At 61.9% G+C, this 20,571-nt stretch carries 19 protein-coding genes; 8 read left to right on the forward strand and 11 right to left on the reverse strand.

Going from position 1 to position 20,571, the window contains the following annotated elements; translation table 11 throughout:
* The first annotated feature begins 6 nt into the window (after nucleotides 1–6).
* Entirely contained in the window at nucleotides 7–939 is a 933-nt protein-coding gene (gene gshB, locus ACRZ94_RS17360; RefSeq protein ID WP_480797920.1) for a glutathione synthase, read from the forward strand.
* Here gshB and ACRZ94_RS17365 read toward each other — a convergent pair.
* Genes ACRZ94_RS17365 through cobU form a run of 4 tightly spaced genes read right to left on the reverse strand, consistent with a single transcriptional unit; the run spans nucleotide 936 to nucleotide 4,529 of the window.
* Complete coding sequence (locus ACRZ94_RS17365) at nucleotides 936–2,447, reverse strand: YifB family Mg chelatase-like AAA ATPase (protein WP_480797921.1); 1,512 nt, start codon at nucleotides 2,445–2,447, stop codon at nucleotides 936–938. The two genes, gshB and ACRZ94_RS17365, sit on opposite strands and share 4 nt — an antisense overlap.
* 45 nt (nucleotides 2,448–2,492) lie before the next feature.
* A complete protein-coding gene (locus ACRZ94_RS17370) occupies nucleotides 2,493–3,374 on the reverse strand; it encodes a glutathione S-transferase (protein WP_480797922.1) in 882 nt (293 codons plus the stop codon).
* A gap of 58 nt (nucleotides 3,375–3,432) precedes the next feature.
* Complete coding sequence (locus ACRZ94_RS17375; RefSeq protein WP_480655367.1) at nucleotides 3,433–4,011, reverse strand: histidine phosphatase family protein; 579 nt, start codon at nucleotides 4,009–4,011, stop codon at nucleotides 3,433–3,435.
* Complete coding sequence (gene cobU / locus ACRZ94_RS17380) at nucleotides 4,008–4,529, reverse strand: bifunctional adenosylcobinamide kinase/adenosylcobinamide-phosphate guanylyltransferase (protein WP_480797923.1); 522 nt, start codon at nucleotides 4,527–4,529, stop codon at nucleotides 4,008–4,010. The genes ACRZ94_RS17375 and cobU overlap by 4 nt, the downstream gene beginning before the upstream one ends.
* 99 nt (nucleotides 4,530–4,628) lie before the next feature.
* Here cobU and ACRZ94_RS17385 point away from each other — a divergent pair, with 99 nt between their 5' ends.
* From ACRZ94_RS17385 to ACRZ94_RS17410, 6 genes are all read left to right on the forward strand, one after another.
* Complete coding sequence (locus ACRZ94_RS17385) at nucleotides 4,629–5,507, forward strand: RNA polymerase factor sigma-32 (RefSeq protein ID WP_480797924.1); 879 nt, start codon at nucleotides 4,629–4,631, stop codon at nucleotides 5,505–5,507.
* Nucleotides 5,504–6,319 (forward strand): ChaN family lipoprotein, encoded by an 816-nt coding sequence (locus ACRZ94_RS17390; protein WP_480655361.1) that lies wholly within the window; start codon nucleotides 5,504–5,506, stop codon nucleotides 6,317–6,319. Before ACRZ94_RS17385 ends, ACRZ94_RS17390 begins: the two co-directional genes overlap by 4 nt.
* Before the next feature lie 63 nt (nucleotides 6,320–6,382).
* Nucleotides 6,383–7,579 carry a bifunctional phosphopantothenoylcysteine decarboxylase/phosphopantothenate--cysteine ligase CoaBC gene (coaBC, locus tag ACRZ94_RS17395; protein WP_480797925.1) on the forward strand — a complete coding sequence of 399 codons (1,197 nt, stop codon included), beginning with the start codon at nucleotides 6,383–6,385 and terminating at the stop codon, nucleotides 7,577–7,579.
* 15 nt (nucleotides 7,580–7,594) lie between these two features.
* The gene (gene dut, locus ACRZ94_RS17400) at nucleotides 7,595–8,050 is read left to right on the forward strand and encodes a dUTP diphosphatase (RefSeq protein WP_480797926.1); all 456 of its coding nucleotides are present in this window, start codon (nucleotides 7,595–7,597) and stop codon (nucleotides 8,048–8,050) included.
* Nucleotides 8,050–9,096 carry a HesA/MoeB/ThiF family protein gene (locus ACRZ94_RS17405; protein WP_480797927.1) on the forward strand — a complete coding sequence of 349 codons (1,047 nt, stop codon included), beginning with the start codon at nucleotides 8,050–8,052 and terminating at the stop codon, nucleotides 9,094–9,096. Before dut ends, ACRZ94_RS17405 begins: the two co-directional genes overlap by 1 nt.
* Nucleotides 9,097–9,153: 57 nt before the next feature.
* Entirely contained in the window at nucleotides 9,154–11,169 is a 2,016-nt protein-coding gene (locus tag ACRZ94_RS17410; RefSeq protein ID WP_480797928.1) for a M3 family metallopeptidase, read from the forward strand.
* Here the strand turns inward: ACRZ94_RS17410 and ACRZ94_RS17415 are convergent.
* The 6 genes from ACRZ94_RS17415 to ACRZ94_RS17440 are packed head-to-tail and all read right to left on the reverse strand — an operon-like array spanning nucleotide 11,166 to nucleotide 17,729.
* Nucleotides 11,166–12,098, reverse strand: coding sequence for a 2-hydroxyacid dehydrogenase (locus ACRZ94_RS17415; protein ID WP_480797929.1), 933 nt, complete (start codon nucleotides 12,096–12,098; stop codon nucleotides 11,166–11,168). The genes ACRZ94_RS17410 and ACRZ94_RS17415 overlap by 4 nt on opposite strands.
* 15 nt (nucleotides 12,099–12,113) lie before the next feature.
* Complete coding sequence (gene rodA / locus ACRZ94_RS17420) at nucleotides 12,114–13,253, reverse strand: rod shape-determining protein RodA (RefSeq protein ID WP_480797930.1); 1,140 nt, start codon at nucleotides 13,251–13,253, stop codon at nucleotides 12,114–12,116.
* The gene (gene mrdA, locus ACRZ94_RS17425; RefSeq protein ID WP_480655348.1) at nucleotides 13,250–15,199 is read right to left on the reverse strand and encodes a penicillin-binding protein 2; all 1,950 of its coding nucleotides are present in this window, start codon (nucleotides 15,197–15,199) and stop codon (nucleotides 13,250–13,252) included. The genes rodA and mrdA overlap by 4 nt, the downstream gene beginning before the upstream one ends.
* Nucleotides 15,196–15,732: a rod shape-determining protein MreD gene (locus ACRZ94_RS17430; protein ID WP_480797931.1), complete on the reverse strand. Its 537-nt coding sequence runs from the start codon at nucleotides 15,730–15,732 to the stop codon at nucleotides 15,196–15,198. Before ACRZ94_RS17430 ends, mrdA begins: the two co-directional genes overlap by 4 nt.
* Entirely contained in the window at nucleotides 15,725–16,627 is a 903-nt protein-coding gene (mreC, locus tag ACRZ94_RS17435) for a rod shape-determining protein MreC (RefSeq protein WP_480797932.1), read from the reverse strand. Before mreC ends, ACRZ94_RS17430 begins: the two co-directional genes overlap by 8 nt.
* 55 nt (nucleotides 16,628–16,682) lie before the next feature.
* A complete protein-coding gene (locus ACRZ94_RS17440) occupies nucleotides 16,683–17,729 on the reverse strand; it encodes a rod shape-determining protein (protein ID WP_039523195.1) in 1,047 nt (348 codons plus the stop codon).
* A 155-nt stretch (nucleotides 17,730–17,884) separates the two neighbouring features.
* On the opposite strand from ACRZ94_RS17440, the gene ACRZ94_RS17445 reads away from it, so the two are divergent.
* Nucleotides 17,885–18,670, forward strand: a complete 786-nt coding sequence (locus tag ACRZ94_RS17445) for a 23S rRNA (adenine(2030)-N(6))-methyltransferase RlmJ (RefSeq protein ID WP_480655342.1) — start codon at nucleotides 17,885–17,887, stop codon at nucleotides 18,668–18,670.
* Nucleotides 18,671–18,837: 167 nt separating this feature from the next.
* Here ACRZ94_RS17445 and ACRZ94_RS17450 read toward each other — a convergent pair whose 3' ends face one another.
* The gene (locus tag ACRZ94_RS17450; protein WP_480655340.1) at nucleotides 18,838–20,406 is read right to left on the reverse strand and encodes a 2-isopropylmalate synthase; all 1,569 of its coding nucleotides are present in this window, start codon (nucleotides 20,404–20,406) and stop codon (nucleotides 18,838–18,840) included.
* Between the last annotated feature and the right edge of the window lie 165 nt (nucleotides 20,407–20,571).

Here is a 20,571-nt window from a genome sequence, read left to right on the forward strand (position 1 = left end):
CACGCCATGAAAATCGCCTTTCAGATGGACCCGATCGGGGCCGTGGATATCAACGCAGACAGCTCGTTCCGTCTGGCCGAAGAGGCGCAGGCGCGTGGGCATTCGCTGTTTTTCTACAGCCCCGACCAGTTGGCCTATCAAGAGGGGCGGATCACCGCGCGGGGCCATGACATGACAGTGCAGCGCGTTGCGGGTAACCCTGCGGAGCTGGGCCCCGAGCGTGAGGTTGATCTGGCCGATTTCGACGTGATCTGGCTGCGGCAGGACCCGCCGTTCGATATGCACTATATCACCTCGACCCACCTGCTGGATCGCCTGAAGGGTAAGGCATTGGTGGTCAACGACCCGTTCTGGGTGCGCAATTATCCCGAAAAACTGCTGGTTCTGGATTTCCCTGACCTGACGCCTCCGACCACGATTGCGCGGGATTTGCAGACCATCAAGGCGTTCAAGGAAAAACACCAGGATGTCATTCTCAAGCCGCTTTACGGCAATGGTGGGGCCGGTGTGTTCCGGCTGGATGCCAATGACCGCAACCTGACCTCGCTGCACGAGCTGTTCACCGGGTTCTCGCGCGAGCCTTTGATCGTGCAGAAATTCCTGCCCGACGTCAGCAATGGCGACAAACGTGTAATTCTTGTGGACGGAGAACCCGTCGGCGCCATCAACCGCGTGCCTGCGGCAGGTGAGACACGCTCGAACATGCATGTGGGCGGTCGTCCAGAAAAAATCGGCCTATCCGAGCGTGATCTTGAGATTTGCGCGGCGATTGGCCCCTTGCTGAAGGAAAAAGGCCAGATTTTCGTCGGCATCGACGTGATCGGGGACTATCTGACCGAGATCAACGTGACCTCGCCCACCGGCATTCAGGAACTTGAACGGTTCGACGGTGTGAACATCGCCGAAAAAATCTGGCAGGCGATTGAGGCCAAGCTTTAAGACGCGACCTTGGCGCTGATGCGAAAGCTCAGCGCCTCGGCCACGTGCGGGCGGCGGACATCCGGCGCGCCTTCCAGATCGGCAATCGTGCGGGCCACGCGCAGAATGCGATGAAAGGCGCGGGCGGACAGGCCGAAGCGTTCGGCGGCTTTCAACAGCAGTTCTTTACCCTCGGCGTCCGGGGCGGCGATTTCTTCCAGAACCTTGCCCTCAACATCGGCGTTTTGCCGCGTGGACGTGCCCGCGAAACGGTCGGCCTGAATGGCGCGTGCGGCGTTGACCCGCGCGGCCACGGTGGCCGAACTGTCGCCCGAGGGCGGCAGATCAAGATCGGTGAAGCCCACCGGAGGCACCTCAATCCGCAGGTCAAATCGATCCATCAGCGGGCCTGAGATGCGCCCCAGATAATCCTCACCGCATACCGGCGCGCGGGAACAGGCACGGGCGGGGTCGGTCAGGTATCCGCATTTGCAGGGGTTGGCGGCGGCCACCAGCATGAAACGGCAGGGGTATTTCACATGGGCGTTGGCGCGGGCGACCATCACCTCGCCGGTTTCAATCGGCTGGCGCAGGGTTTCCAGCACGGTGCGGGGGAATTCTGGGAATTCGTCCATGAACAACACGCCGTTATGGGCCAGCGAGATCTCACCCGGTTTAGCCCCTTTGCCACCCCCAACGATAGCGGCCATCGAGGCCGTGTGATGCGGTTCACGAAACGGGCGGGTACGGCTGATACCGCCTTCGTCCAGCAATCCGCACAAGGACTGGATCATCGAGGTTTCCAATGCCTCAACCGGGGTGAGCGGCGGCAGGATGCCGGGCAGGCGGGCGGCCAGCATCGATTTGCCCGACCCCGGTGTGCCGATCATGATCAGGTGGTGACGCCCGGCGGCAGCAATTTCCAGCGCGCGTTTGGCCCGTTCCTGCCCCTTCACGTCGCGCAGATCGCGCGCGCTGGGCGCAAGGCTGACTTCGCCGGGCTGGGCGGCGGGCAAGGGGGACTGGCCCGAGAAATGGCGCACCACATCCCCCAGTGACCCTGCGCCGATCACTTGGGTGGCGTCGACCCAGGCTGCCTCGGCGCTGGAGGCTTTGGGGCACAGCAGCGTCCGATCCTCGGCCGCGGCGGTCATGGCGGCAGGCAGGGCGCCCACGACCGGCACCAACGATCCGTCCAGCGACAGCTCGCCCAGTGATACGGCCCCTTCGGCGGCGTCCGGTGGAATGATCTCCAGCGCCGACAGCAACGCGACGGCGATGGGCAGGTCGAAATGGCTGCCCTCTTTCGGCAGGTCGGCAGGGGAGAGGTTGATGGTGATGCGTTTGGATGGCAGCGCGATGGCCATCGCGCTGAGCGCGCTGCGCACGCGGTCGCGGGCTTCGGACACGGCCTTGTCGGGCAGGCCGACGATGGAAAAGGCGGGCAGGCCCGGCGAGACGGCGCATTGCACCTCAACCGGGCGGGCATCGACGCCCTGGAAAGCTACAGTGTGGGAACGCGCGACCATGAACGACCTTTTTGGTTAACAGGTCGTTGCTGCCATGGCGGCGGTTTAGGAATCGTTAACGGAGTCCGCCATTGCAGTGAATTTTGGCCATGCGCCCGGGTCAGCAACGGTTTTGTCGCGACAGTACGGGTTGCAAAAGCCCCAGACGCGGCCGTCCAGCTCAAGGAAATCCGTCACGGGTTTCGCAGAATAAGGGCAGCTGTCATTGACCGACGGCCCCTGATCCACCGCGCGCGCGGCAGGGGCCCCGATGGGCCATGCCTGCGTGGGCAGATCGAGCGGATAGGGAAAGGGATCATAGGCAACGGTCAATCCCATCGCCCGCCATTGCCTGACGGAGATGTCCGCAAGCAACTCAAGGCAATAGGCGCGGTTCGCGTCTGAGACCGGCAACCCGTATCCGATGATCCGCGCGGCAACCGGAGTGTAGAACACATCCGCCAGAGAATAGTCACCGAAAAGTGGCCCGGTCTTTGCACCGGATATGGCACGTGCATGGGCCCAGAGGGTTTCGATCCGCCCCAGATCGGCCAACGTGTCCTGAGACGGCTCAAACCCCTCCCAGCACTGCATCAACTGCATCGGGCATTCGCCGCGCAACGCGGTGAACCCGGCCGCCATCTCGGCGCAGAGCCACCGGGCGGTTGCGCGGGCGGCGGGGTCCCTGGGCCACAACCCGGCCTCTGGGTGGCGTTCGGCCAGCGTTTCCGCCATGGCAAGGCTTTCGCCCACAACCGTGCCATCGGGCAGGCGCAGGGCTGGCACAAGGCGGGCGGGGGCGAGGGGTTTCATATCCTCGGCCATGGTGCCGGAATAGAGGCCGATCATATGGCTTCGATAAGGCAGGCCGAACTTTTCCAGCATCAGCCATCCGCGCATGGACCAGCTGGAAAACAGGCGGTCCCCGATAAACAGATCATAGGTCATGCCGGTACGATGGCGCGGCGGCAGCGATCCGTAAATCAGTGATTTGTGCGGGGTGCGATCACGGACAGTGATTGATCTGCCCCACGGACCATCGATCGCCGTGATGGGTGATATCCGTGACCGACAGGTTGTCGATCCGGTGGCTGAACGCTTCGTGCGCGGTGACATCAAGGGCGCGTTGAACCTGCGTCAGGATCACGCCGAAATGGGCGACGATGACCAGATCGCGCCCGGTATGTGCGGCGATCAGGTGATCCACGACGGTATCGACGCGGGCGCGCACCTCGTTCCAGCTTTCACCTTTGGGCGGGCGCACATCGCCGGGATTGTCCCAATAGGCAAAGGCAAGCTCGGGGTCTTCGGCCTCAATCTCTTTGAAACCGCGTAATTCCCAGGTGCCAAAGTGGATCTCGCGCAGGTCCTGGTGATGGGGTAGGCGTTGGCGCGTACCCTGTATCGCTGACGCCGTTTCCGCCGCGCGGGACAGGTCGGACGAGATCACCAGCGCGTCGGCCGGAAGATGATCGTGCAGCCGTGCGATGGCGGCCTTGTCGCTGAGGTCGGCGGGCAGATCGGACCAGCCGACCATGGTTTTGGCGTGCGTCGGCCCGTGGCGGACAAGATGCAGGCGGGTCATGGCAACTGCCCTTTCAGCACCAGCGGCAACCCGGCAGTGACCTGCACGGCCAGATCGGCCTGCGCCGCCAGCGCGATGTTCAGCCGGCCCTGCGCCTCGCGAAACCGGCGGGACAGGGCGTTATCGGGGACGATCCCATGCCCGACCTCGTTCGAGACGATGACAACCGGCGCGCGGCAATCGCGCAGCGCCTGCAGCAATTCGGCCTGAACCTGTTCCAGATCGTTTTCGGCCAGCAGATGATTGGTCAACCACATGGTCGCGCAATCGATCAGGCAGATATGGTCCGGGGTCAGATCGGACAACACCGGGCCAAGATCGAACGGAGCCTCAACCGTGTGCCAGCCCGCGCCGCGCAGGATCACGTGGCGTTGAACCTTATTGCGCATCTCGTCATCAAACACTTGTGATGTCGCAAGATAAGTTCGGATTTTCCCTGATGAAACAACGATTTGCTCGGCGAATGCCGACTTGCCCGAGGCCGCTCCACCCAGCACAAAGGTTAAATCCGGGTCCACTATTCTTACCTTTCAAGTGATCCACACCGTTTTGTTCTGCGTATCGACCCTAGGTCGGTGAGGCAAGCCCGGCCAGCGGCTGTGAAAAGGGAGATTTCAATGGCACTGGATAATGCGAACGATTTCTCGATGTCCCGGCAAGCGATGAAGGCCGAACTGCTGGACGCGGAGACCGAACTGAAACTCGCCTATGCGTGGCGCGATGAACGCGATGAACAGGCCCTGCACCGGCTGATCACGGCCTATATGCGCCTTGCGATTTCCATGGCGGCCAAGTTCAAGCGCTATGGCGCGCCCATGAATGATCTGATCCAAGAGGCTGGGCTGGGCCTGATGAAAGCCGCTGATAAGTTTGACCCCGACCGTGGCGTGCGCTTTTCGACATACGCCGTGTGGTGGATCAAGGCCAGCATTCAGGACTACGTGATGCGCAACTGGTCGATGGTGCGCACCGGATCGACCTCTTCCCAGAAATCCCTGTTCTTCAACATGCGCCGTGTTCAGGCCCGGCTGGAGCGCGAAGCCGCGACCGAGGGGATGGACCTGGACCGCCACCAGTTGCACCAGATGATCGCCGCCGAAATCGGAGTACCCCTGCGCGATGTCGAGATGATGGAGGGGCGGCTTTCCGGCTCTGATTTCTCGCTGAACGCAGTGCAGTCCGCTGACGAGGACGGGCGTGAGTGGATCGACGCGCTTGAGGATGACCGCGAACAGGCCGCCGAGGCTGTCGAAAACAGCCATGACACCGAACAGCTGCGCGACTGGCTGGTGACGGCCATGCAATCCCTAAATGATCGCGAACGTTTCATCGTGCGCGAACGCAAGCTGCGCGAACCGGCGCGAACCCTTGAAAGTCTGGGTCAGGAACTGGGCCTGTCCAAGGAACGTGTGCGCCAGCTTGAGGCGGCAGCCTTCGGAAAGATGCGCAAGAACCTTGAAGTCCAATCGCGCGAGGTGCAACACTTCATCGCATGAAACAGTTTGCGATTCTGCTGTTTGCACTTGCGGTTACGGCCCTCCCTGCTTGGGCGGATGACCGGATACCTGAAAACATCCTGTCCGGGATGACCGCTGCCGATGTGGTGATCCTGGGCGAGATTCACGACAACCCTCAACACCACGTCATTCAGGCCGAGGCGCTGAAGGCGATTCAGCCCTCTGCCGTTGTGTGGGAAATGGTGACCGAGGAAGGCGCTCAGCGTTTGGCCGACAAGGCGGTCTCAAACCCCGAGGAATTGGCGCGTATTCTGGAGTGGATTGAATCGGGATGGCCCCCGCTCAGCATGTATTACCCGGTTTTTCAGGCGTCTGATGCGCCGGTTTATGGGGCCATGGTGCCCCGCGCGGCTGCGCGAACTGCGATGGAGCGTGGTGCTGCGACCGCATTAGGGGCGGATGCCGCGCGGTATGGGTTGACTGTTCCGCTGCCCACTGACGAACAGGTCGCGCGCGAGGCGGATCAGATGGCTGCGCATTGCGATGCTCTGCCGCAATCGGCGCTGCCGCAGATGGTGGCGATACAACGTCTGCGTGACGCTGTGCTGACCCGTTCAATACTGCGCGCGATCGAGGAAACCGGCGGCCCGGTGGCTGTCATCACGGGCAACGGCCATGCGCGTAAGGACCGGGGCATTCCGACCTTTCTGTCGCGCTTGCGTCCGGGGCTGAAAGTGTTCGTTCTGGGCCAGTCCGAGGAGGGCCTGATCGAAGGTGAGTTTGATGCGATCCTCGACAGCCCGGGTGTTGAGCGCGAAGATCCGTGTCTGGCGTTTCAGTCGCAGAATTAACTGCTGGAACTGAACGGCCCGCTTGCATAATGTCGGGGCCGGTCGGGACAGGAAGGGCTTATCATGCTGGCATCCAAACGCATTCTGCTGATCATCGGCGGTGGCATTGCGGCCTATAAGTCGCTGGACCTGATCCGCCGCCTGCGGGAACGCGGTGCGTCCGTGACCCCTGTTCTGACCCGCGCGGCCGAGGAGTTCGTGACACCCCTGTCGGTGTCTGCATTGGCCGGAGAGAAGGTCTATCGTGATCTCTTCGACCTGACGGATGAGGCCGAGATGGGCCATATCCAGCTGTCGCGTTCCGCCGATCTGATCGTTGTCGCCCCGGCTACGGCTGATCTGATGGGCAAGATGGCTGGCGGGCTGGCCAATGATCTTGCCTCGACCCTGCTGATGGCGACCGATACGCCGGTGCTGTGTGCGCCCGCTATGAACGTGCGGATGTGGGATCACCCGGCAACGCAGCGCAATCTGGCGCAGTTGCAGGCGGATGGCATCCGGTTTGTTGGCCCGAACGAAGGCGACATGGCCTGCGGTGAATACGGCCCCGGGCGCATGTCGGAACCGTTGGAGATTGTCGCAGCGGTTGAGGCGGAATTGGGCGATGGGCCGTTATCCGGCAAGCGCGTGCTTGTCACCTCGGGGCCGACGCATGAACCCATCGACCCGGTCCGCTATATCGCCAACCGCTCCTCGGGCGCGCAGGGCGCGGCGGTGGCGCGAGCGCTGGCGACGCTTGGGGCCGAGGTTGTGTTTGTCACCGGCCCTGCGGATGTGCCGCCCCCGCCGGGTGTGCAGGTTGTGCACGTGGAAACCGCGCAGCAGATGTCGGATGCGGTGGATGCCGCTCTGCCCGTTGATGCAGGGGTGTTTGCGGCGGCGGTTGCCGATTGGCGGGTGTCCAGTGCCTCGGACAAAAAGCTGAAGAAAAGCCGCGATGGGTTGCCCACGCTGGAATTTGCCGAAAACCCCGACATTCTGAAGCGGGTCTCGCATATGGAGGCAGGCCGCCCTGCGCTGGTTGTCGGCTTTGCGGCCGAGACGGATAACGTTATCGAACATGCCACCGCCAAACGGGGCCGCAAAGGCTGCGACTGGATCGTGGCCAATGATGTCAGCCCGGATACCGGGATCATGGGAGGATCGGAAAACGCGGTCACCCTGATCTCGGACGCGGGGGCCGAGGAATGGCCGCGCATGGGCAAGGACGACGTCGCGCAGCGTCTGGCGGCCAGGATCGCCGACGCGCTGACCCAATAAACAAGAGGAACCGCAATGGTAGCTATTCGTGTGATCCGAGAGGAGGGGTCTGATCCGTCAATCCCCTTGCCATCCTATGAAACCGGGGGCGCGGCGGGGGCGGATGTTCGGGCGAACCTGCCGGACGGGGCCTCGGTCATGTTAGAGCCCGGCCAGCGTGCGCTGGTGCCCACGGGGCTGCGTATCGAAATCCCGCAGGGGTTTGAGGTGCAGGTGCGTCCCCGTTCAGGTCTGGCCTTGAAACACGGTATCACACTACCCAATACGCCAGGTACGATTGACAGCGACTATCGCGGGCCGTTGGGCGTGATCGTTCTGAATGCGGGGCAAGAGACGTTCGAGGTCACCCATGGCGAACGCATCGCCCAGTTGATCGTCGCCCCGGTGGTGCAGGCCACGTTCGAGGCCGCCGAAACCCTTAGCGACACAGAGCGCGGCGCAGGTGGGTTCGGCTCGACCGGGCGCGGCTGATGCTGCTGGTCCTGATCCTGGCGGCGGGCCTTTGGGCGGTTGGGTACGTGGCTGGCGTATCGCGAACGGCTCGGGCGACCTCGGTCGGGGTTCTGGTGTTGGGCGTGATCACGGCGCAGTTGGTTCTGCCGGATGGGAACCCGTTGCGTGAGGCAACCGGCGGCTCGGCGGCGCCCTGGCTGATATTGGGTGGCTTCGCCATTCTGGTTCTGGTTTACGGGAACGTGCTGAAACGTCTGCGCAACCGCGCCACCCCTGCCGAGCCCGAGGATTCCGCCATGCCGTCCGACCAATTCTCTGAGACCGAACTGGAACGCTATGCCCGCCATATCGTGCTGCGCGAGCTGGGCGGGCCGGGTCAGAAAAAGATGAAACAGGCCCGCGTGCTGGTGATCGGCGCAGGAGGGCTTGGGGCACCTGCGTTGCAATACCTTGCGGCGGCAGGCGTAGGAACAATCGGCGTGATCGATGATGATGAGGTTGAGAACGCCAACCTGCAACGTCAGGTCATCCACCGCGATGCGGATATCGGGATGCCCAAGGTGTTCTCGGCGCAGCAGGCGATGCAGGCGCAGAACCCCAACGTGACGGTGCTGCCTTATCATCGCCGTCTGACAGATGAGATCGCCGCAGACCTGTTTGCCGATTTTGATCTGATCCTTGATGGCACTGACAATTTCGACACCCGCTATCTGGCCAACCGTACAGCCGTGGCGCTGGGCAAGCCGCTGATCTCGGGTGCGTTGTCGCAATGGGAAGGGCAACTAAGCGTCTTTGATCCGGCCAGCGATGCGCCGTGCTATCAGTGCATCTTCCCCGAGGCACCGGCCCCCGGTCTGGCCCCATCCTGCGCCGAGGCGGGGGTGATAGGCCCGCTGCCCGGCGTGGTGGGATCGATGATGGCGGTTGAGGCGATCAAGGTGATCACCGATGCCGGCCAGGCGCTGCGCGGTGAGATGCTGATTTACGACGCGCTTTATGGCGAAAGCCGCAAGATTTCCCTGTCGCGCCGCGCCGATTGTCCGATTTGTGGGGCCGGGGCGTAGCGCTGCACTGGATCATCCGGCCTGTCGTTCCTAACTCTGTGGTCAAAGGAGACTTCTATGACCAATCCGATCCTGTCCGACTGGACCACGCCGTTCGAAATCGCACCTTTTGCCGATATTGCGGATGATGATTTCTCGCCCGCTTTGGATCAGGCAATGGCGGCCCATAACGCGCAGATCGATGCGATTGCCGGGAACCCGGACGCGCCTACCTTTGCCAACACAATCGAGGCGCTTGAGGCCGCGGGTGAGCAGATGGACAAGGTCCTGTCGGTCTTCTTCACCGTGGCCGGGGCCGATAGCAATCCGGCGCGCGAGGCGTTGCAGCGAGATTTCTCGCCCAAACTCTCGGCGCATTTTTCGGGTATTTCGTCGAACAAGGCCCTGTTTCAACGTGTGGCTGACCTGTGGGCCCGCAGGGACGATTTGAACCTGACCGATGAGCAGGCGCGGGTTCTGATGCTGTCCCATCGGGGTTTCGTGCGCGCAGGCGCGGCGCTGACCGGCGACGCAGACGCGCGGATGCAGGAAATCAAGGCGCGGCTGGCCTCATTGGGCACATCCTTCACCCAGAACCTGCTTGCGGATGAGCGGGATTGGTTCATGGACCTGTCCGAGGATGATCTGGAAGGTCTGCCCGGTTTCGTCGTGGATGCGGCCCGTGCCGCCGGTCAGGAAAAGGGCGCAGACGGTCCGGTTGTGACCCTGTCGCGGTCGATCATTGTTCCGTTCCTGCAATTCTCGCCCCGCCGTGATCTGCGCGAGACGGCGTATAAGGCGTGGACCGCACGCGGCGCCAATGGGGGTGAGACGGATAACCGTGAGATCGCCGCCGAAATTCTGACGCTGCGCGAGGAACGCGCCAAGCTGTTGGGTTATGGCAGTTTTGCCGATTACAAGCTGGAAACCGAAATGGCCCGCACGCCCGACAAGGTGCGCGACCTGCTGATGCAGGTGTGGGAACCCGCCAAAGCCCGCGCGGATGCGGATGCCGACATTCTGACGCAGATGATGCAGGCGGATGGGGTCAATGGCCCTCTGGCCGCGTGGGATTGGCGCTACTATGCCGAGAAACGCCGCAAGGCCGAGCATGATTTGGATGAGGCCGCGTTGAAACCCTACCTGCAACTGGACCGGATGATCGAAGCCTCTTTTGCCTGTGCCAATCGCCTGTTCAGGTTGGAGTTCGCACCGTTGGATGTGCCGCTCTACCATCCCGATTGCCGCGCGTGGGAGGTCACGCGCAACGGCCAGCATATCGCGGTTTTCATCGGCGATTATTTCGCGCGCGGGTCGAAACGATCCGGTGCGTGGTGCAGCGCGATGCGGGGGCAGGCGAAATTCCCAAAACCGCAGGCTCCGATCGTGATCAATGTCTGCAATTTCGCCAAGGGCGATCCGGCGCTGTTGTCTTATGACGATGCCCGGACGCTGTTCCATGAGTTCGGCCACGCGCTGCACCAGATGCTGTCGAATGTGACCTATGAAAGCATCTCGGGCACGTCCGTGGCGCGCGATTTCGTGGAACTGCCCAGCCAGCTTTACGAACACTGGCTGGAAGTGCCCGAGGTTCTGTCTGAATTCGCGACCCATGCCGACACCGGCGAGGCGATGCCGCAAGAGATGCTTGAGAAAGTGCTGAAGGCCGCCAATTTCGATCAGGGCTTTCAGACGGTGGAATATGTCGCCTCGGCGCTGGTCGATCTGGCATTTCATGATGGGGCGGCCCCGGCGGACCCGATGGCCAAACAGGCCGAGGTTCTGGCCGGTATCGGTATGCCAGCAGCTATCGGGATGCGCCATGCAACACCGCATTTCGCGCATGTGTTTGCGGGCGACGGCTATAGCTCGGGCTATTACAGCTACATGTGGTCCGAAGTCATGGATGCCGACGCCTTTGCCGCCTTTGAAGAGGCAGGCGGTGCTTTTGATCCCGAACGCGCCAAGGCGCTGGAGGAAAACATCCTGTCCACCGGCGGCTCGCGTGAGGCCGAAGACTTGTATCTGGCCTTCCGGGGCCGCTTGCCGGGTGTTGAGGCGCTGTTGAAAGGCCGCGGCCTGATCGTTGCTTAATAGCCCAGATCGCGGTTGACGAGGTGCAGGAAGGGTTCGCCTTCCTCGCCCCGGCGGATGTTTTCGCAAATCACCTGCGCGGCTGTCACGGGCCGGGTTTCCGAGGCGATATGCGGCGTCACGGTCACATTCGGATGCGCCCAATAGGGGTGATCCGCAGGCAGCGGCTCGACCCGAAACACGTCCAGCGTGGCATGACCGACCTGACCGCTGTTCAACGCGGCCAGAAAGGCGTCATCGTCGATCAATGGCCCACGGCCCGGGTTGATGATACGGGCCCCTTGGGGCAGCAGGGCCAGAGTGTCCGCGTTCAGAATGCTCTCGGTGGCCGGAGTGTCCGGCAGCAGCAAAACCACGATCTCGGCGCGGGACAGGGCGGTGCGCAGCCCCTCGGCCCCGTGCAGGCAGGTGATGCCGGGAATGTCCTTGGCGCTGCGGCTCCAACCGGTGACGTTGAAGTTCAGGGCTTTCAGCGCGCGGGCGGCAGCCTCGCCCAGTTTGCCCAATCCCAAAACACACACCTCTCGCTCTGACGCTAGCGGCGGCGCGACAGGGGTCCAGGTGCCATCCTGAACGGTGATGTGCTGATCCATGCTCAGGTGATAGCGCAGCACGTGGCCGACCACCCATTCGGTCATACCTTGCGTCAGTCCGTGATCGACCATCCGCGTCAGCGGCACAGTCAGCGTTTCGTTGCCCGATATGGTCTCAACCCCCGCCCAGAGGCTGAGAACGGCCTTGAGCCGCGTGTAGGGGGTGAAATCCAACAAGCCCCCATTGGGCGCATAGACCACATAGTCGACCAGATCCGGCGCGATGTCCGTGCTGAGGTGAAAATCCAGTCCCAAGCCGGTCAGGTCTTTGGACAACAGCGGTTGGTACACGGGCCAAAGCTCGGGGCGCGCGGAAAACAGGATGTTCACGGACATTCTGGGCCTTTCCGATCAACGGGGGCGGTGGATATGGGCGCTTTGGACGATGCCGAACGCAGCCATCAAAACCAGCATGGCCGAGCCGCCATAGCTGACCATCGGCAAGGGCACACCCACCACCGGGGCAAGGCCCATCACCATCGACATGTTGACCGCAAAGAACAGGAAAAAGTTCAGCGCGATGCCAAGCGTCACCAGCGACGAGAACCTGTCCTTGGTCGACAGCGCGGTGACCAGACAGAAGATCAGGATCAGGCCATACAGGGTCAGCAGGGTGATGCCGCCGACAAAGCCGAACTCTTCGGCCAGTGTGGTAAAGATGAAATCGGTGTGTTTTTCGGGCAGGAAATTCAGGCGCGATTGGGTGCCCTGCATAAAGCCCCGCCCGTTCCAGCCCCCTGATCCCAGCGCGATCTTGGATTGGGTGATGTGATACCCCGCCCCCAGCGGGTCGGTCGATGGATCAAGAAAAGTATCGATCCGGCGGAACTGATAATCCTTGAGCAGCTGCCACTCGGTCCCGCGACTGTTGAACACAGTGGCGATCAGGCCAACAACGGCGGCGATGACGGCTGCGAAATAGGCCCAGTGAACACCGGCCAGAAACATCAACCCTCCGCCCGCCGCCAGCAGCAGGATCGAAGTGCCCAGATCGGGTTGTTTCAGGACCAGCGCAGTGGGGATGAGGATCAGCGCCACCGGGATCAGCACCCATAACGGGCGCGAGGTTTTATGCGACGGCAGCCAGTCGTAATAAGCGGCCAGCACCATCACCAGCGCGACCTTCATCACCTCGGACGGTTGCAGGCGCATGAACCCAAGATCGATCCAGCGCTGGGCGCCCATTCCGATTGTGCCGAACAGTTCAACGAAAATCAGCAACACGATTGAGCCGAGATAAGCCAGCACGGACATATTGCGCCAGAACCAGATCGGCACCAGCGCAATGATGAACATCACCGTCAGGCCTAGCCCGAACCTCTCCAGTTGTGGTTCGGCCCATGGCATCCACGACCCACCGGCAACCGAAAAGAGCATCAGGAAACCGGCGCTGGCCACGCTGATCAACAACAGGGTCAGCGGCCAGTTCATATAGAGGAATTTGCGAAACCCCGAAGGCGTGGATTTGACGGTATATTCAAGATAGCTCATGCGCGGTCCTTTTCGGACGGACGCGCTTTGGGGCGGCGGTCACCTTCCAGCTTTTTTTGCTGCTCCTTGATACGGTCGCGGTCTGCAACCGGATACGCCTCAAGCGGGGGCGTGCCGTTATAGAGCGCCTGCAGCATGATATCGCGTGCAATAGGGGCCGCCGCCTTGGACCCTCCACCGCCATGTTCAACCACGACGGCAATCGCGTATTTGGGATTGTCATAGGGGGCAAAGCTGACGAACAGCGCATGGTCGCGGCGTTCCCATGGCAGGTCTTCGTTGCGGATCACGCCCGCCGCGCGCTCGGCCTTGGTGATGTTGCGAACCTGGCTGGTACCGGTCTTGCCCGCCATACGGAAATCATCGGCGATGATGCGGCTGCGATAGGCGGTGCCCCGGCGGTCGTTCGACACCGACCACATGGCTTGGCGCACCTGTTCCAGATTGTTGTGGTTCACCGCCAGTTTTTCGCCCGCGCCCGAGGGCTGTTCCACCCCGTTCACAGACCGCACCAGGCGTGGTGACACCGCACGCCCGGTGGCAATGCGTGCGGTCATCACGGCCAGTTGCAGCGGTGAGGCCAGCATGAAACCCTGCCCGATCGAGGCGTTGGCCGTATCGCCCACCAGCCAGTCCTGACCGTGCACGCGCTGTTTCCATTCCTGATTGGGGGCCAGCCCGGCAGCGACGGCCGACATGGGGATGTCATGTTTGGCACCCAGACCGAAGGTCCGCGCCATGTCCGAGATTTTGTCGATCCCCACCCGCAGGGCCACGTCGTAGTAATACACATCGCAGCTGCGCTTGAGCGAGGTTTCCAGATCGACCGTCCCATGCCCGCCTCGCTTCCAGCAGTGGAAACGGCGGCTGCCGACCTTGAGGTGACCGGGGCAATAAACCGTGCTTGAGGGCGCAATCACCCCGGCCTCAAGCGCGGCCATGGCGGTGATCATCTTGAACGTGGATCCGGGCGGATAGGTGCCCTGCACTGTTTTGTTCGCCAGTGGACGGTATTTGTCATTTGTCAGCGTGCGGTAGTCAGCGACCGAGATGCCGCGTACGAACAGGTTCGGGTCAAAGCTGGGGGCTGAACTGATGGCGCTGATGTCGCCTGTCTCGCAGTCGATCACCACGGCGGCGGCGCTTTCCCCGGCCAACCGGGCCTGTGCGTATTGTTGCAAATCGGCATCGACCGACAGTTGCAGATCGGCCCCGGCGGTGCCTTCCTGCCGGTCCAACTCGCGCATCACGCGGCCTGTGGCGTTGACCTCAACCCGTTTGGCCCCGGCCTTGCCGCGCAGGCTGATCTCTTGCTTGGCCTCAAGGCCCACCTTTCCGATCTGAAAGCGCGGAATGCGCAGAACCGGTTCGGGGTCTTCGATCTGGCTGAGGTCATAATCGCTGACCGGGCCGACATAGCCCACCACATGGGCAAAGTCTTCGTATCTCGGATATTGCCGCGTTTGCCCGACCTCGGGGATCACCCCGGGCAGGGCAGGGGCGTTGACGGCAACCTTCGAGATATCCTCCCACGTGACCTGATCAGCCAGCGTGACCGGCAGGAACGGGGCCGAGCGGCGCATCTCGGTCTTGGCGCGCTCAATCTCGTCATCGGTCAGGGGGATCAGGTCGGACAGTTTGGCGATCACTTCGTCCACATCGCCCGCATCCTCACGCACCATGACGATCCGGTAAGAGGGTGAGTTCTGGCCGATGATCTGACCGTTCCGGTCATAAATCCGGCCCCGGGTCGGCGGGATCAACCGGATGTTGATCCGGTTTTCCTCGGCCAGCAGGCGATATTCGTCGGCCTGATCGACCTGCATGAACCGCATTCGGGCAGCCAGCCCCCCGATGAAGGCGGCCTGCAACCCACCTAGAATCAAGGCGCGGCGTGGCAGCCGTTTATAGGCCAGGCCCTGAGATTTGGGTTTGCGCTGTTTCATCCGCGTGCCCCTATCGTGCCCGTTTCAGCGACCGATACGCGCCGCACTCCGAACGCGCTCTGACTGAGCAGAACGATCAGAGGATAAACTGCGATTGTCAGAACCACTTGTATCACAACGGGCCCCAAAGCTGCTTGTTGCACGGACAGAATAGCAAGAATAACGCGATTCAGCATAAAAACAGCTGTGATGACCACAGCAACGGTCGACCACTCGCCCGCGAACCCCATATCGCGCATGCCAAACGCGGCGGATCGCAGGTAGGCGGCCCCCATGACAACCAGCGCAGCCAGCAGGCCCGGCGGGCGCTGCAGCAATAAATCTGCCATCAGCACCACGGCAGCAATCAACAGGGTCGGCACGAACTCGGGCCGCCGCAATACCCAGGCAAAGGTCAGTGCGATCAGAAGGTCCGGAAAGGGCCAGCGATCCGGTTGCGTGTCCAGTGGCAGCAGGTGCAGAAACAGGATCAAAGCGGCCAGAAACAAATAGAGGCCGCGCTTGGACCACAACTGCGATGTCTGGCTATCCATCCCCCACCTCCACCGGCGGCAGAGCGGCAGCGGGCCGGGTCGGCCCGACGATCGAGCCCGGGTCTTCAATGCGCGGCGCCGATTGGAACCGCAGCACGCGCAGGAATTCCAGCCGTTCGAAATCGGCCGACAGCCGAACGCGCAAACGCCCGCCGGGGTCAGCCGTGATCTGGCCGATCAACAGCCCGCCGGGAAACACGCCGCCATCACCCGAAGTGACAACGCGGTCGCCGGGGCGGACCAGCTCACGATTTTCCAGAAACTCAACAGCGGGTGAGGGGGTGTTGTCGCCGGTAATCAGCGCGGTTTGTCCCGATGGCTGGATGGTCGCGGGGATCGCGCTTGAGGCATCGGTCATCAGGATCACCCGTGCCGTATCCGGCCCCACGCCCGAGATGCGCCCGACCACGCCGATACCATCCATCGTGGCCCAACCATCCATGATCCCGTCACGCTCACCCACATTCAGCAGAACCGACTGCCGGAAGGGTGAGCCGCTATCGGCCATCACAACGCCGGTGATGTAGGTCAGGCGCGGGTCAAGCCGCACATTGTTGAGGTCCAGCAGGCGGGCGTTTTCCTGTTCCAACTGCAACGCGGCCTCTTTCCAGGCGCGCATCAGGCGCAGTTCGCTGCGCAACTCCTGGTTCTGTTCGCTGAGGCGTTGGTAGCTTTGGAAATCGCGGGCCAGATTCACCACAGCAGTGACCGGCACCATGGCCCATTCCATCGAGGGCACGACCCGGTCCACCACCTGCGCACGGAACCGTTCCACGCGCGGACTGTCGATGCGCCAGACCAGAAAAATGGCCAACAGGCACAGCACCACGATCCCCAGCAGCAGGCGGCGCAAGGGGGTTGTGTAGTCGTCGCGCTGTGATCGGTCGTTTGCCACAGGTTACCTTCCCGTGCTGCTCATGCCCGAGTTCTTGCCCTAAAGGGTGCGCGCCTTAGCTTTCGTAGTCAATCGCGTGGCGCAGTTGTTTTTCATATTCAAGCGCTTTGCCGGTTCCCAAAGCCACACAATTCAGGCTTTCATCGGCAATCGACACGGCCAGACCGGTCTGTTCGCGCAGCGCAAGATCCAGATCACCCAGCAGCGCACCGCCCCCCGTCAGCATCACGCCACGGTCCACGATGTCTGCGGCCAGATCGGGCGGCGTGGTTTCCAGCGCGGTCATCACCGCCTCGCAAATCTGTTGGACGGGTTCGGACAGCGCCTCGGCCACTTGCGCCTGGCTGATCTCGATTTCCTTGGGCACGCCGTTCAACAGGTCACGGCCCCGGATATGCATCGACTGACCCCGGCCATCGTCAGGCATCCGAGCGGTGCCGATGGTTGTCTTGATGCGTTCCGCAGTGGATTCACCCACCAGCAGGTTCTGCTGACGGCGCAGGTACGAGATGATCGCCTCATCCATCCGGTCCCCACCCACACGGACCGAGCGGGCGTACACGATGTCGCCAAGCGACAGAACCGCAACTTCGGTGGTGCCGCCGCCAATATCGACGACCATGTTGCCGGTCGGATCGGTGATCGGCATCCCGGCCCCGATGGCGGCTGCAATCGGCTCGGCAATCAGACCGGCGCGGCGTGCGCCCGCAGACAGAACCGACTGACGGATCGCGCGTTTCTCAACAGGGGTTGCGCCATGGGGGACGCAGACGATGATCTTCGGCTTTGAAAAGGTCGAGCGTTTGTGCACCTTGCGGATAAAGTGCTTGATCATTTCTTCGGCCGTGTCAAAGTCTGCAATGACACCTTCGCGCATCGGGCGGATCGCCTCGATCGAGCCGGGGGTGCGTCCCAGCATCAGCTTTGCGTCTTCGCCCACGGCCAGAACTTTTTTCACGCCGTCCTTGACGTGATAGGCCACAACCGAGGGTTCAGAAAGGATCACACCACGCCCTTTGACATAAACCAGCGTGTTCGCTGTCCCAAGGTCGATAGCCATGTCCGCCGTGAACAGGCCGCCCAGATTGCCAAAGATTCCCATGTTTTCACTGATCCCGTTCGTCAGAATTTCTACTGCCCGCGACTCGACGGTTCCGGGACGGATGTCTTATAGGGTGCCATCTCGCCCGGTAAAAGGGCTGATTCCGCGACAATCAGCACCTTTCCGCCTTATTGATTGGGACTTTAGAAGGCAACATGCTCTCATATCAACATATTTACCATGCTGGAAACCTGGCTGATGTGCAAAAGCACGCTTTGTTGGCATGTGTGCTGGAGTATCTGACCCGAAAAGACAAGCCTTTGACGTATCTTGAGACCCACTCAGGCCGCGGGCTGTACAAGCTGGACGCGGCCGAGGCGGTTCGGACAGGCGAGGCCGAGGCGGGTATCCGGCGGGTCCAACAGGATAAGTGGTTTGCGGCAGACCACCCGCTGGGGCGCGCCATCCGCGCGGTGCAGCAAAGGCATGGCAAAGCGGCTTATCCGGGGTCACCGCTGATCGCCGCCAATTTGCTGAGAGAGCAGGACAGCCTGCATTTCGCCGAACTGCACCCGCAAGAGCATGCGGCTTTGGATTTCGCTCTCTCGCCCTTTGGCGCCAAGGTTTATAAGCAAGACGGCTATGAGCTGGCGCAGTCTTTGCTGGCCCCTACACCCCGGCGCGGCGTGATGCTGATCGACCCGAGCTATGAGGTGAAGTCGGAGTATGATCGCCTGCCCGGGATCATCGGTAAATTGCACCGCAAGTGGAATGTCGGCGTGATCGCGCTGTGGTACCCGATCCTGACGGACAACCTCCACAAACCGATGATTGCGGCACTTCAGTCTCAGAGCTTGCCGAAAACGCTGTGCCATGAGGTCAGGTTCGCACCTGTGCGAAAGGGGCACCGCATGGTTGGGTCAGGAATGTTTCTGATCAACGCGCCATTTGGTCTGGAAGACGAGGCCACACGGCTGACAGAGTTGTTCAAGACGCTTTAACTTAGCCTCCAGCACGGCCAAATACTCCCGCCGCGCTTGCCCGCATCAAAGATGCAGCCAAGCGAGTTGGGCCCGGCAGCGCGCCGCAGGCGCGCTGCCGGGCCCAAAACCTAAGAAGGGTCGGCAAAGCCGGGCCGCCGCGGGTGCGGGAGGCTTTGCCTTTTGGTTCAGGTCAGATCCTTGTAGCTGATCTCGCGCGCATCGGCACCGGGGCCTGCCTTTTCGCGGCGCACAATCAGGCGGTTCAGGGCGTGGATATAGGCTTTGGCCGAGGCCACGACAGTGTCGGTATTCGCCGACTGGCCGGTGGCGATCATGCCGTCCTCGCCCAGCCGGACGGACACCGTGGCCTGGGCATCGGTGCCCTCGGTAACCGCATGCACCTGATACAGCTGAAGACGCGCCGCGTTGGGGTAGATCGCCCGGATTGCCTTGAACGTCGCATCAACAGGTCCATCGCCATGCTCTGTGGCGGCAACGTCTTTGCCGTTCACCTCCATCTCAACCGTGGCTTCAGCCTGACCGCCTGTGCCGCAGGTGACCTTCATGGACACCAGTTGCAGGTGATCATCTTCTTCATCCAAGGTCATCAAGGCAATGAGGTCGTCGTCAAACACCTCTTTCTTGCGATCCGCCAGATCTTTGAACCGCACGAAGATATCCTTGAGTTGGTTGTCCCCGACATCAAAGCCCAGGGTTTCCAGCTTGTCACGCAGCGCTGCACGGCCCGAGTGTTTGCCCAAGGGCAGGGACGTCCCGGACAGCCCGATATCCTCGGGGCGCATGATCTCAAAGTTCTCGCGGTTCTTCAGCATGCCGTCCTGATGGATGCCGCTTTCATGGGCAAAGGCATTCTTGCCGACGATGGCTTTGTTGAATTGCACGTTAAAGCCCGACACGGTCGCCACACGGCGCGAGATATGCATGATCTTGGTGGTGTCGATACCCGTATGCCATGGCATGATGTCATTGCGGGTGCGCAGGGCCATCACGACCTCTTCCAGCGCGGTGTTGCCAGCGCGCTCACCCAGGCCGTTGATCGTGCATTCGATCTGACGGGCACCGCCTGCAACAGCGGCCAGCGAATTCGCGGTCGCCATGCCAAGGTCGTTGTGGCAGTGGGTTGCAAAGACCACCTCATCCGCGCCCGGAACCGTTTCGATCAGGCGCTTGATCAGGTCGGCGCTTTCCACCGGCGCGGTGTAGCCAACTGTATCAGGGATGTTGATCGTCGTTGCGCCCGCCTTGATCGCGATCTCGATCACGCGGCAGAGGTAATCCCATTCTGTGCGCGTTGCGTCCATCGGCGACCACTGCACGTTGTCGCACAGATTACGGGCGTGGGTGACTGTCTCGTGGATTTTCTCGGCCATCTCATCCTGTGTCAGGTTCGGAATGGCGCGGTGAAGGGGGGATGTGCCGATAAAGGTGTGAATGCGGTTCTGATCGGCATGTTTCACTGCCTCCCAACACCGGTCAATATCGGCGAAATTGGCGCGGGCCAGGCCACAGATGCGGCTGTTTTTCGAGCGCTGGGCAATCTCGGACACGGCCTTGAAGTCGCCCTCGGACGCGATGGGGAACCCGGCTTCGATGATGTCGACGCCCATTTCGTCCAGCAGCGCGGCAATCTCAAGCTTTTCTTCATGGGTCATGGTCGCGCCGGGGCTTTGTTCGCCGTCGCGCAAAGTGGTGTCAAAGATCAAGACGCGGTCTTGGTCGGTCACGTTGGTCATGGGAATCTCTTTCTTCTTCTGTCCTAAAGCCTATGGCGCGCGGGCGTCCTCCTCTGAGCGGGCGCGCCGGATGGCACGCTCAGAGGCGGATTAGGATCAGTAGGCCACGCAGCGACGCACCACACAGGGCGGTGTCGGCAAAAGGGATATCTGCGCGGTTGATCA

This window comes from Ruegeria sp. CH10 (assembly GCF_056537125.1).